The organism is Vagococcus jeotgali (assembly GCF_035918315.1).
Taxonomy (GTDB): domain Bacteria; phylum Bacillota; class Bacilli; order Lactobacillales; family Vagococcaceae; genus Vagococcus; species Vagococcus jeotgali.
The window spans coordinates 22,813-36,117 of record NZ_CP142146.1 but is presented as its reverse complement, the minus strand read 5'-3'; the positions used below and the strand labels follow the sequence as shown (position 1 = coordinate 36,117).

Sequence of the window (13,305 nt, the reverse complement as noted above, 5' to 3'; positions counted from 1 at the left end):
GTATGAAATTAAACATGAAAAAATTAGTTTTTATTAGACATGGACAAAGTGTATGGAACTCTTTAAATCTCTTTACTGGGTGGGCTGATGTTGACCTTAGTGAAAAAGGAGTTTCTGAGGCTAAAGATGCTGGAGTAAAAATTAAAGAACATAATATTAAATTTGATGTTGCCTTTACTTCTTACTTAAAACGTGCTATCAAAACGTGTCATTATGTATTAGAAAATTCTGATCAAATGGCTATACCTGAAATTAAGTCATGGCGCTTAAATGAGCGTCACTACGGAGCTCTACAGGGATTAAATAAACAAGAAACTGCTGAAAAATACGGAGCCGAGCAAGTTCAACTATGGAGAAGATCCTACGACACTCTACCTCCATTACTTGATCCAAATAACCCAGAGTCATCAACCCATGATCCAAAATACCGCTACATGGATAAACGAGCTATTCCTGAGGGTGAAAATTTAAAACTTACTTTAGAAAGAGTACTACCTTTTTGGAATGATCAAATTGCACCTGCTTTATTAGAGGATAAAGTTGTCTTAGTAGCCGCCCATGGAAATTCTTTACGAGCTCTAGTAAAGCATATTGAACATATATCTGATGAGGAGATCATGAACGTAGAGATTCCAACTGGTATCCCTCTTGTTTATGAACTAGATGATAACTTAGAAGTTTTAAAAAAATATTATCTATAAAATTGAGTATGATAAGTCGTATTGATGGGTATTTCCATTAATACGATTTTTTTGTTTTTTAATGTAAAAAACAACAGCCAAAAATGATAAAATAACTTATGATTACATCTAGGCGTTAAAATATGATTATGAAACAAAGAATTCAGACCTATTTTTAGAACTAACTCACTCTATTTATAATGAATGACCTAAGGAATTTAGAGTTAAATTCAAAACCTTTCAAACCTTCAAATAAGGTGTTAGAAATGCCCTAAACTATATTTATTCAAATGTTTTTTTAAAGGTTTTCATTTGTCAAATTAAGCTAGACAATGACATTTTGTCTAGCTTAATTTGACAAATGAAATATCAACACGATTTGACGAAGAGCCAAAATAAAAGGTTGTATAATTTTTGATGTGGATGAAGAAATTCATTCGCATCTATTTTTTTACAAAATAATAGAAACATACGAACTTTCCCGTTAAAATTAAAGTGACCAAACCAAATTTTAGAAAGGAAGATTCGTATGTCTCATAACCATTGTATTCGACTATCGCTAGATTTAAAAGATAAAAATATTTATTTCGATTCTATTTTTTGTGAGGAACAGCTTATTAAAGGGATAAGATCCAAGATTTATAAAGGTATTCTTACTTACACTCCTTCAGCTTGTCCTTGTTGTGGCATTAAAAATGAACAATTTTCTATTGTGAAAAATGGGTTTATTTCTTCTCGAATAAAGTGGTTAAGTGTGGCTCACTACCCAACCTATCTTTTATTAAAGAAACAGAGATTCCTTTGTCGTCATTGTGACTCCTCTTTTCTAGCTGAATCTTCAGAAATTGAGAAACATTGTTTTATCGCTAAAAGAGTGAAGCAATCAATTCTTATTGAGTTAAGTGATGCTATCTCGTTTAAAGATTTAGCTAAAAGACATTTTGTTTCATCAACAACGATTAATAGAATTTTAGTATCTGGTGGTAAAGACTTATCTAATCAATTTTTATATTTACCTCAAAACCTTTGTTTTGATGAATTTACTTCGGTTAAAAACAATAGTGGCAAGTACAGTTTTATTTACTCTGATTCCTCTACACACCAAATTATCGATATTCTCATTGATAATAAAAAGCCAACACTAGAGAAACACTTTCTTAAGTACTCTCTAAAGGTTCGTCGCCAAGTAAAAACAATTGTCGTTGATATGAATGCAGCCTATTTTAAATTAGCCAAAAGGCTATTTCCTAATGCTGAGGTGATTATTGATCGCTTTCACTTAGTTCAACTTATCAGTCGCTCTTTAAACATAACTAGAATTAAGACGATGAATCGTTATCGCACATCGAATGTAACTGACATGAAAAATTATCGAAAACTAAAAAAATATTGGAAACTCTTTTTAAAAGATTCTAATGAATTGAATTATACAGATTATCGTTATCAGCGTTTATTTAAGAGTATTTTACCTGAAACAGATGTCATGGATTATTTACTTAGCTTAAACAAAGAGTTATCAGAAACTTATAAACTTTATCAAGAACTATTATACTGTAGTAAAAACAATGATTTTGACACTTTTTCTGATCTATTATTATTAGCTAACGTAGATATCTCTATTCCAATGAAAACCTCGATTCGAACACTAAAGAAGCATTTACCAAGAATTGAAAACACCTTTAAATACGCTTATTCAAATGGTTGTTTAGAAGGTTCCATAAACAAAATTAAATTAATCAAACGAATAGCTTACGGCTATAGAAATTTTCAGAACTATAAATACAGAATTTTACTTAGTTTCAAAGACAAACAAAAAAGCAGCAAAAACCATTTATCATTCGAAAGTGATAATGTCCTAAGTAGGTCGAAAGACAAAATGTCCCAAAATGATAAAATAACTTTATGAAAAGGATAAATCTAACAATGAATGAAACCAAAAAGTATCAAGTTATTAAAGCTGTCGCTGAAAATAAAAAACAAAAAAAGAGAGCTAGTGTTGAACTTAATTTATCTATACGACAAATTAACCGTTTAGTGAAATCATACAGGGAAAATGGTAAATCAGCATTTGTCCATAAAAATCGAGGGAGAAAAAATAAGCACTCTGTGCCTGAAAAAGTAAAACAACAAATAATCACTAGTTATCAATCGTTTAGTATTAAACCAAATATTAGGCATTTTACTGAAATACTGAAAAACGACCATCATATCTGTTATACAGATACTACAATTAGAAGCATCCTGTACAAAGCAAAAATACTTTCACCAAAGGCTCAAAAAAAGACAAAAAGAAGACTCAAACAATTAATAAAGCAAGAAGGTCAACAAACCAAACAATCAGAGAACCTATTGGTTCCAAGAGCTGAAGACTACCTAGAACTCCCTGAAAAGACCCATCCTAGTCGACCTAGAAAAAAATACAAAGGAGAATTAATTCAATTAGATGCTAGTTCATATAATTGGTTTGGAAATCAAATAACTCATCTTCATTTAGCTATTGACGACGCATCAGGTAATATTGCTGGCGCTTATTTTGACCAACAGGAAACGCTCAATGGTTATTACCATGTTCTTCATCAAATTCTGACAAAACAAGGGATTCCTGCCACTTTTCTAACAGATAAACGAACCGTCTTTGAGTACAACAGAAAATCAACAAAAGCTGTAGAAGAAGATACGTTCACGCAGTTTGGGTTTGCTTGTCATCAATTAGGTATTGACATAAAAACATCCTCTATTCCTCAAGCGAAAGGTCGTGTAGAACGTTTAAATGGGACAGTGCAATCAAGATTGCCTGTTGATCTTGAGATAGCAAATATACATTCTATAGAGGAGGCTAATCAATTTCTATCTGTATGGATTCGAAAGTTTAATCGACAATTTGGTCACAAAACTGCAGAAAGTGTTTATGAAACTTCTCCTACAACAGCTGAAATTAATTTATTACTAGCTACTGTCTCTCATCGTATAGTCGATAATGGCCATCATATTAAGTATCAAAATAAATTTTATCTTCCAATGGAAGGTAGTAGCGACAAATATTTTACAAGAAAAACAAAAGCATTAATTATAAAAGCTTTTAACGGGGAGATTTATGTTAATATAGCAGAAAAAATTTATCCTACTAGACGATTAAAAACCCACGAGACCTATTCAAAAGAGTTTGATGGGGTTTCTTCAGATATAAAAAAAGAAAGACGCAAGTACATTCCACCACAGTCACATCCGTGGAAACTTGAGTCTTTCAAAAGGTATCTTCAAAGTATTGACCGTACTATCGAAGAATATGAGGCTGAAAAAACAGCCTGAAACAAAAAGTACCTTATTTTACCAATAATGGTCACATTAGTGCAAGTTTTACGCAGTAAAGATTGCGCTAATGTGAGCCCTCATTTTGGGACATTTTTATGTTCGATTGACACAAACAAAAAAGCAGCAAAAACCATTCGGTTTCTGCTGCCTAAATTCACTTAATTTTACTCATCCACATCATTTGACAAAGAGCCATCATTTTTTGATTCATCAGCCCTATTTTAGTTTATTTAAGTAGAAAAACATGTCGTCTATCTAGTAAAATTAAAGTACCAACCAAAATCTTAAATAGAAAGGACGACATGTCATGACTAATCATATCAAAAAAATGTTGCGAATTAAAGATGAAGATTTAAATTTAACTTGTGTTGAAGAAGGAAAATACAAAGGTGTGAACACATTAATTATCACTGGTACCTACTCACCTAAGCTTACGGCCTGTAAGTATTGTCAGTCTCATGCGAACGATGCAGATGAAAAGAAAACCATTGTAAAAAATGGGAAAAAAGAAGTGACAATTCGTTTGGAATCATATCAAAACATTCCAACTATTTTAAAGCTAAAAAAACAACGATATTTTTGTAAAAACTGCCACCAACATTGGACAACTCAATGTTCTATCGTTGAAGAAAATTGTTTTATTAGTCGATTCATAACATTTAGAATACTAGAATTATTAACTCAGAAAATATCAATGACCGTTATCGCTAAGATATGTCATGTATCGCTCACAACCGTTATAAGGGTCCTTAAATCTGTTGAAAAACATTTACCTGAAACGCTTAAACCACGCTCTTTTCCAAAAGTTCTAATGGTTGATGAATTCAGATCTCATGCCACCTATGAAGATAAAATGAGTTTTATTTGTGCCAATGGTGAAACCGGTGAACTGGTTGATGTTCTTCCTAGTCGTAGACTTGATAAACTAATGAATTACTTCAATCGTTCTCCCAAGGAGAAACGAGAACAGGTAAAATTTCTAGTGACAGATATGAATGCGGCTTATTTTCAGTTAACTAAAAAAATCTTTCCTTGTGCAGCTTTAGTCATTGATAGGTTTCATATCGTTAAACACTTAAATCAAGCTTTTAATGACTTTAGAGTCAGGGAAATGAAAGAATTAATAAAGAATCACCAGCGTTCTGAAGCCAATAAGCTAAAAGTAAATTGGAAATACCTATTAAAGAATCAAATGACTGTTTCTAGTTCAGAATATAAAAATTGGAGAAGCTTTCCTTCACCTAAGTTTCCCCCTCTAACAGAATCAATGATGATTGATCGTCTTTTATCATTTTCTACAGACTTAAAAGAAGCCTATGGCGTGTTTCAATTATTAACCTATCACTTTAGAAATAAAGATCCAGACTCATTTTTTGATTTATTAAAGAACTTACCGACTACCTTAAATCCACTATTTAAACAGAAAATTGAAAATCTAATTAATTATGAAGAAGGGATTCGTAATGCTTTAACGTATAAGTATTCTAACGGAAAAATAGAAGCTAAAAATACTCATATTAAGACATTAAAAAGAGTATCTTATGGCTTCAAATCTTTTAGTAATATGAGGATAAGAATTTTTATGATAAATGGCCTTGTCACAATTGAATAACTAAAAAAGGTGATGAATTTGAGAAAATTCTCAAATTCATCATCTTCAATATTTGTCTCATCAGTCCGATTTGACAAAGAGCCCTTTTACTATGACCCGTACGGGATTCGAACCCGTGATACCGCCGTGAAAGGGCGGTGTCTTAACCACTTGACCAACGGGCCTTAATATAAAATGATTTTTAAAGTAAAATACTTTATGGAGAAGGAGGGATTTGAACCCTCGCGCCAGTTTCCCGACCTATACCCTTAGCAGGGGCACCTCTTCAGCCACTTGAGTACTTCTCCGTACTTAAAAATCTATGGGCCTAAATGGACTCGAACCATCGACCTCACGCTTATCAGGCGTGCGCTCTAACCAGCTGAGCTATAGGCCCATTTTAAAACTAAAGCGGGTGACGAGAATCGAACTCGCGACAACAGCTTGGAAGGCTGTAGTTTTACCACTAAACTACACCCGCTTATAATGGCGCAAGACAGAATCGAACTGCCGACACACGGAGCTTCAATCCGTTGCTCTACCAACTGAGCTACTGCGCCATTGAAAATAAATGTAACGGTCCCGACGGGAATCGAACCCGCGATCTCCTGCGTGACAGGCAGGCATGTTAACCCCTACACCACGGAACCTTATTGCGGAGACAGGATTTGAACCTGTGACCTTCGGGTTATGAGCCCGACGAGCTACCTAGCTGCTCCACTCCGCGATATTAAAATAAAGGAGGATAAGGGATTCGAACCCTTGCGTGCTTTTACACACCTGACGGTTTTCAAGACCGTTCCCTTCAGCCGGACTTGGGTAATCCTCCGTATCTGCTGATCATGACCCGTACGGGATTCGAACCCGTGATACCGCCGTGAAAGGGCGGTGTCTTAACCACTTGACCAACGGGCCTTAATATAAAATGATTTTTAAAGTAAAATACTTTATGGAGAAGGAGGGATTTGAACCCTCGCGCCAGTTTCCCGACCTATACCCTTAGCAGGGGCACCTCTTCAGCCACTTGAGTACTTCTCCGTACTTAAAAATCTATGGGCCTAAATGGACTCGAACCATCGACCTCACGCTTATCAGGCGTGCGCTCTAACCAGCTGAGCTATAGGCCCATTTTAAAACTAAAGCGGGTGACGAGAATCGAACTCGCGACAACAGCTTGGAAGGCTGTAGTTTTACCACTAAACTACACCCGCTTAATAATTACTACAACGGTCCCGACGGGAATCGAACCCGCGATCTCCTGCGTGACAGGCAGGCATGTTAACCCCTACACCACGGAACCTTATTGCGGAGACAGGATTTGAACCTGTGACCTTCGGGTTATGAGCCCGACGAGCTACCTAGCTGCTCCACTCCGCGATATTAAAATAAAGGAGGATAAGGGATTCGAACCCTTGCGTGCTTTTACACACCTGACGGTTTTCAAGACCGTTCCCTTCAGCCGGACTTGGGTAATCCTCCGTATGTATAAAGGGCCAATGGACCTTGTAGGACTCGAACCTACGACCGCCCGGTTATGAGCCGGGAGCTCTAACCAACTGAGCTAAAGGTCCAAGTTCCAATAAATTTAATCGCGGCGGAGGGGATCGAACCCCCGACCTCCCGGGTATGAACCGGACGCTCTAGCCAGCTGAGCTACACCGCGTGTTTAACAATTCTACATCGGGAAGACAGGATTCGAACCTGCGACCCCTTGGTCCCAAACCAAGTGCTCTACCAAGCTGAGCTACTTCCCGTATGTTTCTAACGCGCCCAAGAGGAGTCGAACCCCTAACCTTCTGATCCGTAGTCAGACACTCTATCCAATTGAGCTATGGGCGCTAAAATAATGCCGAGGACCGGAATCGAACCGGTACGGAGATCACTCTCCGCAGGATTTTAAGTCCTGTGCGTCTGCCAGTTCCGCCACCCCGGCTAGAACTTCAAAGCGAAAGACGGGGTTCGAACCCGCGACCCCCACCTTGGCAAGGTGGTGTTCTACCACTGAACTACTTTCGCATTCGTGATGCCGGCTAAAGGACTTGAACCCTCGACCCTCTGATTACAAATCAGATGCTCTACCAACTGAGCTAAGCCGGCTTAAATATGCGGGCGAAGGGACTTGAACCCCCACGCCGTTAGGCGCTAGATCCTAAATCTAGTGCGTCTGCCAATTCCGCCACGCCCGCATGTTTATTAAAATGACCCGTACTGGGCTCGAACCAGTGACCCTCTGATTAAAAGTCAGATGCTCTACCAACTGAGCTAACGAGTCATAAAAAAATGGAGGTTAACGGGATCGAACCGCTGACCCCCTGCTTGTAAGGCAGGTGCTCTCCCAGCTGAGCTAAACCTCCGTGTGATACAAAGCGTAGCAGCGTCCTACCCTCACAAGGGGAAACCCCTCACTACTCTCGGCGCTAAAAAGCTTAACTTCTGTGTTCGGCATGGTTACAGGTGTATCCTTTTTGCCATCACCACTACACTTTTGTATCTATATGAGTGATTATTCACTCAAAACTGGATTTGAAATTAGACAACATATAATCGTCCACCGCTTATGTGGTTAAGTCCTCGACCGATTAGTACTAGTCCGCTCCATGCATCACTGCACTTCCACTTCTAGCCTATCTACCTGATAATCTTTCAGGGGTCTTACTTTCTTAAAGAAATGGGAAATCTAATCTTGAGGGGGGCTTCACGCTTAGATGCTTTCAGCGTTTATCCCGTCCATACATAGCTACCCAGCAATGCCCTTGGCAGAACAACTGGTACACCAGAGGTATGTCCATCCCGGTCCTCTCGTACTAAGGACAGCTCCTCTCAAATTTCCAACGCCCGCGACGGATAGGGACCGAACTGTCTCACGACGTTCTGAACCCAGCTCGCGTGCCGCTTTAATGGGCGAACAGCCCAACCCTTGGGACCGACTACAGCCCCAGGATGCGACGAGCCGACATCGAGGTGCCAAACCTCCCCGTCGATGTGAACTCTTGGGGGAGATAAGCCTGTTATCCCCAGGGTAGCTTTTATCCGTTGAGCGATGGCCCTTCCATGCGGAACCACCGGATCACTAAGCCCGACTTTCGTCCCTGCTCGAGTTGTAACTCTCGCAGTCAAGCTCCCTTTTGCCTTTACACTCTACGAATGATTTCCAACCATTCTGAGGGAACCTTTGGGCGCCTCCGTTACTTTTTAGGAGGCGACCGCCCCAGTCAAACTGTCCATCTGACACTGTCTCCCATCACGATTAGTGATGCGGGTTAGAATGGTCATAACACAAGGGTAGTATCCCACCAGCGCCTCTCTCGAAACTAGCGTCCCGAGTTCTACGGCTCCTACCTATCCTGTACATGTGTCACAAACATTCAATATCAAACTACAGTAAAGCTCCATGGGGTCTTTCCGTCCTGTCGCGGGTAACCTGCATCTTCACAGGTACTAAAATTTCACCGAGTCTCTCGTTGAGACAGTGCCCAAATCGTTACGCCTTTCGTGCGGGTCGGAACTTACCCGACAAGGAATTTCGCTACCTTAGGACCGTTATAGTTACGGCCGCCGTTTACTGGGGCTTCAATTCTTAGCTTCGCAAATAAATGCTAACCAATCCTCTTAACCTTCCAGCACCGGGCAGGCGTCAGCCCCTATACGTCATCTTTCGATTTTGCAGAGACCTGTGTTTTTGATAAACAGTCGCTTGGGCCTATTCACTGCGGCTGAACTTGCGTTCAGCACCCCTTCTCCCGAAGTTACGGGGTCATTTTGCCGAGTTCCTTAACGAGAGTTCTCTCGCTCACCTTAGGATTCTCTCCTCGACTACCTGTGTCGGTTTGCGGTACGGGTCGTTTGCTTCTAACTAGAAGATTTTCTTGGCAGTGTGATATTAGAACTTCGGTACTTTATTTCCCTACACATCACAACTCATCCTTAAAGGAGTAAGCATTTGACTCACTCCAAGACTTGTTACTTGTACGCACATATCCAACAGTGCGCTTCTGTAACCTCCTGCGTCCCTCCATTGTTCAAACAAAACAAACGAGTACAGGAATCTCAACCTGTTGTCCATCGCCTACGCCTTTCGGCCTCGGCTTAGGTCCCGACTAACCCTGGGAGGACGAGCCTTCCCCAGGAAACCTTAGTCATTCGGTGGACAGGATTCTCACCTGTCTTTCGCTACTCATACCGGCATTCTCACTTCTAAGCGCTCCACCAGTCCTCACGATCTGACTTCTGCGCACTTAGAACGCTCTCCTACCATAGAACCAAAAGGTTCTATCCACAGCTTCGGTAATATGTTTAGCCCCGGTACATTTTCGGCGCAAGGGCACTCGACTAGTGAGCTATTACGCACTCTTTAAATGGTGGCTGCTTCTAAGCCAACATCCTAGTTGTTTGTGCACCCTCACATCCTTTTCCACTTAACATATATTTGGGGACCTTAGCTGGTGGTCTGGGCTGTTTCCCTTTCGACAATGGATCTTATCACTCACTGTCTGACTCCCGGACATAAATGAATGGCATTCGGAGTTTATCTGAATTCGGTAACCCAAGACGGGCCCCTAGTCCAAACAGTGCTCTACCTCCATCATTCTTAATTCCGAGGCTAGCCCTAAAGCTATTTCGGAGAGAACCAGCTATCTCCAAGTTCGATTGGAATTTCTCCGCTACCCACACCTCATCCCCGCACTTTTCAACGTACGTGGGTTCGGTCCTCCAGTGCGTTTTACCACACCTTCAACCTGGACATGGGTAGGTCACATGGTTTCGGGTCTACGACAACATACTCATTCGCCCTATTCAGACTCGCTTTCGCTACGGCTCCACTTCTTCAGTTTAACCTCGCATGCTATCGTAACTCGCCGGTTCATTCTGCAAAAGGCACGCCATCACCCATTAACGGGCTTTGACTTCTTGTAGGCACACGGTTTCAGGTTCTATTTCACTCCCCTTCCGGGGTGCTTTTCACCTTTCCCTCACGGTACTGGTTCACTATCGGTCACTAGAGAGTATTTAGCCTTGGGAGATGGTCCTCCCGGATTCCGACGGAATTTCTCGTGTTCCGCCGTACTCAGGATACTCATAGGTGCATTGAAAGTTTCGCCTACGGGGCTTTTACCCTCTTCGGCTGACCTTTCCAGGTCACTTCGACTACTTTCAACAACTACCATGTTTGAGTCCTACAACCCCAACAAGCAAGCTTGTTGGTTTGGGCTTCTTCCGTTTCGCTCGCCGCTACTAAGGAAATCGATTTTTCTTTCTCTTCCTGCAGGTACTTAGATGTTTCAGTTCTCTGCGTCTACCTTCCAGCGGCTATGTATTCACCACTGGATAACATCCTACAAAAGATGCTGGGTTCCCCCATTCGGAAATCTCCGGATCATAGCTTACTTACAGCTCCCCGAAGCGTATCGGCGTTAGTCCCGTCCTTCATCGGCTTCTAGTGCCAAGGCATCCACCGTGCGCCCTTATTCACTTAACCTTTTCTAACCTTACGGTTAGCTACTAATTTTTCGTTAACCAATAATTAGCGATAATTATTGACTAACACATTTCACAGTTCTTTATTAAGAAACTGATCAACGCGGTGTTCTCGGTTTATATTGATATCTAACTTCAACTATCCAGTTTTCAATGAACAAATATTGATGAATTATTTCATCAAATGGAGCCTAGCGGGATCGAACCGCTGACCTCCTGCGTGCAAGGCAGGCGCTCTCCCAGCTGAGCTAAGGCCCCTAATTTTGAGAATAAATCTCTCAAAACTGAACAAAGATAAGACGTAATGTGTTTTCCGTAATATTCCTTAGAAAGGAGGTGATCCAGCCGCACCTTCCGATACGGCTACCTTGTTACGACTTCACCCCAATCATCTGTCCCACCTTAGGCGGCTGGCTCCATAAAGGTTACCTCACCGACTTTGGGTGTTACAAACTCTCGTGGTGTGACGGGCGGTGTGTACAAGGCCCGGGAACGTATTCACCGTGGCATGCTGATCCACGATTACTAGCGATTCCGGCTTCATGTAGGCGAGTTGCAGCCTACAATCCGAACTGAGAACAGCTTTAAGAGATTAGCTAAACCTCGCGGTCTTGCGACTCATTGTACTGTCCATTGTAGCACGTGTGTAGCCCAGGTCATAAGGGGCATGATGATTTGACGTCATCCCCACCTTCCTCCGGTTTGTCACCGGCAGTCTTGCTAGAGTGCCCAACTTAATGATGGCAACTAACAATAAGGGTTGCGCTCGTTGCGGGACTTAACCCAACATCTCACGACACGAGCTGACGACAACCATGCACCACCTGTCACTTTGTCCCCGAAGGGAAAGCTCTATCTCTAGAGTGGTCAAAGGATGTCAAGACCTGGTAAGGTTCTTCGCGTTGCTTCGAATTAAACCACATGCTCCACCGCTTGTGCGGGCCCCCGTCAATTCCTTTGAGTTTCAGCCTTGCGGCCGTACTCCCCAGGCGGAGTGCTTAATGCGTTAACTACAGCACTGAAGGGCGGAAACCCTCCAACACTTAGCACTCATCGTTTACGGCGTGGACTACCAGGGTATCTAATCCTGTTTGCTCCCCACGCTTTCGAGCCTCAGCGTCAGTTACAGACCAGAGAGTCGCCTTCGCCACTGGTGTTCCTCCATATATCTACGCATTTCACCGCTACACATGGAATTCCACTCTCCTCTTCTGCACTCAAGTCTTCCAGTTTCCAATGACCTTCCTCGGTTGAGCCGAGGGCTTTCACATCAGACTTAAAAGACCGCCTGCGCTCGCTTTACGCCCAATAAATCCGGACAACGCTTGCCACCTACGTATTACCGCGGCTGCTGGCACGTAGTTAGCCGTGGCTTTCTGGTTAGATACCGTCAAGGTGATAGCAGTTACTCTATCACTTGTTCTTCTCTAACAACAGAGTTTTACGATCCGAAAACCTTCTTCACTCACGCGGCGTTGCTCGGTCAGACTTTCGTCCATTGCCGAAGATTCCCTACTGCTGCCTCCCGTAGGAGTCTGGGCCGTGTCTCAGTCCCAGTGTGGCCGATCACCCTCTCAGGTCGGCTATGCATCATGGTCTTGGTGGGCCATTACCCCACCAACTAACTAATGCACCGCGGGCCCATCCATCAGTGACACTTAAAAGCGTCTTTCATCTTCTCTCCATGTGAAGAAAAGAATTATGCGGTATTAGCACCTGTTTCCAAGTGTTATCCCCCTCTGATGGGCAGGTTGCCCACGTGTTACTCACCCGTCCGCCACTCACTTCTCTTCCCGGTGGAGCAAGCTCCGGTGGGAAGAGAAGTTCGTTCGACTTGCATGTATTAGGCACGCCGCCAGCGTTCGTCCTGAGCCAGGATCAAACTCTCAATAAAAGTTGATTAACATCCTAAGATGTTTAGCTCATTTGTTTTAAAAATTGCTAGCGAATCTATTTACTAAATATGGTTTGTTTTTACTAATAAAAAACACCCTACACATTTGGTTCGTCTTACTTTGTTCAGTTTTCAAAGATCTAATCTTATTTGCTGCCGTAACAACTTTTATATAATACCAACAAACAAATTGTTTGTCAATAGTTTTTTAAAAGTTTTTTTAACTTGTTCTACTTAGAACTGATCAAGCAACTCAGTTAATATAACATACATATTTTACTTATGTCAATATTTTTTTATGTTTTTTTCTGAAAAGATTTGTTGAATTAACAACTCAATTAATATACTACTTT

The 13,305-nt window shown here is 41.4% G+C and carries 4 protein-coding genes, 26 tRNA genes and 3 rRNA genes; 4 read left to right on the top strand and 29 right to left on the bottom strand.

The genetic code is table 11. The features are described 5' to 3' along the window. The first annotated feature begins 14 nt into the window (after window positions 1-14). The 4 genes from gpmA (at window position 15) to VSF34_RS00255 (ending at window position 5,604) form a co-directional block, all read left to right on the top strand. Window positions 15-701, top strand: coding sequence for a 2,3-diphosphoglycerate-dependent phosphoglycerate mutase (gpmA, locus tag VSF34_RS00270; protein WP_326717154.1), 687 nt, complete (start codon window positions 15-17; stop codon window positions 699-701). Window positions 702-1,209: 508 nt separating this feature from the next. Beyond that, window positions 1,210-2,586: an ISL3 family transposase gene (locus VSF34_RS00265; protein ID WP_326717153.1), complete on the top strand. Its 1,377-nt coding sequence runs from the start codon at window positions 1,210-1,212 to the stop codon at window positions 2,584-2,586. 17 nt (window positions 2,587-2,603) lie between these two features. Further along, complete coding sequence (locus tag VSF34_RS00260; RefSeq protein ID WP_326716313.1) at window positions 2,604-3,989, top strand: ISNCY family transposase; 1,386 nt, start codon at window positions 2,604-2,606, stop codon at window positions 3,987-3,989. A gap of 310 nt (window positions 3,990-4,299) precedes the next feature. Continuing rightward, complete coding sequence (locus VSF34_RS00255) at window positions 4,300-5,604, top strand: ISL3 family transposase (protein WP_326717152.1); 1,305 nt, start codon at window positions 4,300-4,302, stop codon at window positions 5,602-5,604. Window positions 5,605-5,696: 92 nt separating this feature from the next. Here the strand turns inward: VSF34_RS00255 and VSF34_RS00250 are convergent. The 29 genes from VSF34_RS00250 to VSF34_RS00110 all read right to left on the bottom strand — a co-directional run bounded on the left by VSF34_RS00250 (window position 5,697) and on the right by VSF34_RS00110 (window position 12,952). Beyond that, window positions 5,697-5,768: transfer RNA gene (locus tag VSF34_RS00250), tRNA-Glu, on the bottom strand. 35 nt (window positions 5,769-5,803) lie between these two features. Then, window positions 5,804-5,891: transfer RNA gene (locus tag VSF34_RS00245), tRNA-Ser, on the bottom strand. A gap of 15 nt (window positions 5,892-5,906) precedes the next feature. Then, window positions 5,907-5,980, bottom strand: a tRNA-Ile gene (locus VSF34_RS00240). 13 nt (window positions 5,981-5,993) lie between these two features. Continuing rightward, window positions 5,994-6,064, bottom strand: a tRNA-Gly gene (locus VSF34_RS00235). Between the two features lie 6 nt (window positions 6,065-6,070). Next, a tRNA-Phe gene (locus tag VSF34_RS00230) sits at window positions 6,071-6,143 on the bottom strand. A gap of 17 nt (window positions 6,144-6,160) precedes the next feature. After that, window positions 6,161-6,233 (bottom strand) — tRNA-Asp (locus tag VSF34_RS00225). 3 nt (window positions 6,234-6,236) lie between these two features. Then, a tRNA-Met gene (locus VSF34_RS00220) sits at window positions 6,237-6,310 on the bottom strand. A gap of 12 nt (window positions 6,311-6,322) precedes the next feature. Beyond that, a tRNA-Ser gene (locus VSF34_RS00215) sits at window positions 6,323-6,412 on the bottom strand. 14 nt (window positions 6,413-6,426) lie between these two features. Then, window positions 6,427-6,498, bottom strand: a tRNA-Glu gene (locus tag VSF34_RS00210). Window positions 6,499-6,533: 35 nt separating this feature from the next. Beyond that, window positions 6,534-6,621, bottom strand: a tRNA-Ser gene (locus VSF34_RS00205). Between the two features lie 15 nt (window positions 6,622-6,636). Then, window positions 6,637-6,710: transfer RNA gene (locus VSF34_RS00200), tRNA-Ile, on the bottom strand. 13 nt (window positions 6,711-6,723) lie between these two features. Then, window positions 6,724-6,794, bottom strand: a tRNA-Gly gene (locus tag VSF34_RS00195). 16 nt (window positions 6,795-6,810) lie between these two features. Then, a tRNA-Asp gene (locus VSF34_RS00190) sits at window positions 6,811-6,883 on the bottom strand. Window positions 6,884-6,886: 3 nt separating this feature from the next. Beyond that, window positions 6,887-6,960, bottom strand: a tRNA-Met gene (locus tag VSF34_RS00185). Between the two features lie 12 nt (window positions 6,961-6,972). Then, a tRNA-Ser gene (locus VSF34_RS00180) sits at window positions 6,973-7,062 on the bottom strand. Between the two features lie 18 nt (window positions 7,063-7,080). Then, window positions 7,081-7,154 (bottom strand) — tRNA-Ile (locus VSF34_RS00175). Window positions 7,155-7,172: 18 nt separating this feature from the next. After that, window positions 7,173-7,246 (bottom strand) — tRNA-Met (locus VSF34_RS00170). 17 nt (window positions 7,247-7,263) lie between these two features. After that, window positions 7,264-7,337, bottom strand: a tRNA-Pro gene (locus VSF34_RS00165). Between the two features lie 11 nt (window positions 7,338-7,348). Continuing rightward, window positions 7,349-7,422 (bottom strand) — tRNA-Arg (locus VSF34_RS00160). Window positions 7,423-7,430: 8 nt separating this feature from the next. Then, a tRNA-Leu gene (locus VSF34_RS00155) sits at window positions 7,431-7,516 on the bottom strand. Window positions 7,517-7,527: 11 nt separating this feature from the next. Then, window positions 7,528-7,599 (bottom strand) — tRNA-Gly (locus tag VSF34_RS00150). An 8-nt stretch (window positions 7,600-7,607) separates the two neighbouring features. Then, window positions 7,608-7,680: transfer RNA gene (locus VSF34_RS00145), tRNA-Thr, on the bottom strand. Between the two features lie 7 nt (window positions 7,681-7,687). Next, a tRNA-Leu gene (locus tag VSF34_RS00140) sits at window positions 7,688-7,769 on the bottom strand. A 13-nt stretch (window positions 7,770-7,782) separates the two neighbouring features. Next, window positions 7,783-7,855: transfer RNA gene (locus VSF34_RS00135), tRNA-Lys, on the bottom strand. Between the two features lie 9 nt (window positions 7,856-7,864). Beyond that, a tRNA-Val gene (locus VSF34_RS00130) sits at window positions 7,865-7,937 on the bottom strand. 12 nt (window positions 7,938-7,949) lie between these two features. After that, window positions 7,950-8,065 (bottom strand): 5S ribosomal RNA (gene rrf / locus VSF34_RS00125). 77 nt (window positions 8,066-8,142) lie between these two features. Beyond that, window positions 8,143-11,059: ribosomal RNA gene (locus tag VSF34_RS00120) — 23S ribosomal RNA — on the bottom strand. Window positions 11,060-11,243: 184 nt separating this feature from the next. Further along, window positions 11,244-11,316, bottom strand: a tRNA-Ala gene (locus VSF34_RS00115). A gap of 71 nt (window positions 11,317-11,387) precedes the next feature. Next, a 16S ribosomal RNA gene (locus VSF34_RS00110) occupies window positions 11,388-12,952 on the bottom strand. The 16S, 23S and 5S rRNA genes sit together here with 26 tRNA genes alongside, the layout of an rRNA operon. Window positions 12,953-13,305 lie beyond the last annotated feature (353 nt).

Bases quoted from the DNA above. Each gene is read 5' to 3' on its own strand.
- VSF34_RS00265 (WP_326717153.1), top strand. From the start codon at position 1,210: ATGTCTCATAACCATTGTATTCGACTATCGCTAGATTTAAAAGATAAA.
- gpmA (WP_326717154.1), top strand. From the start codon at position 15: ATGAAAAAATTAGTTTTTATTAGACATGGACAAAGTGTATGGAACTCT.
- VSF34_RS00255 (WP_326717152.1), top strand. From the start codon at position 4,300: ATGACTAATCATATCAAAAAAATGTTGCGAATTAAAGATGAAGATTTA.
- VSF34_RS00260 (WP_326716313.1), top strand. From the start codon at position 2,604: ATGAATGAAACCAAAAAGTATCAAGTTATTAAAGCTGTCGCTGAAAAT.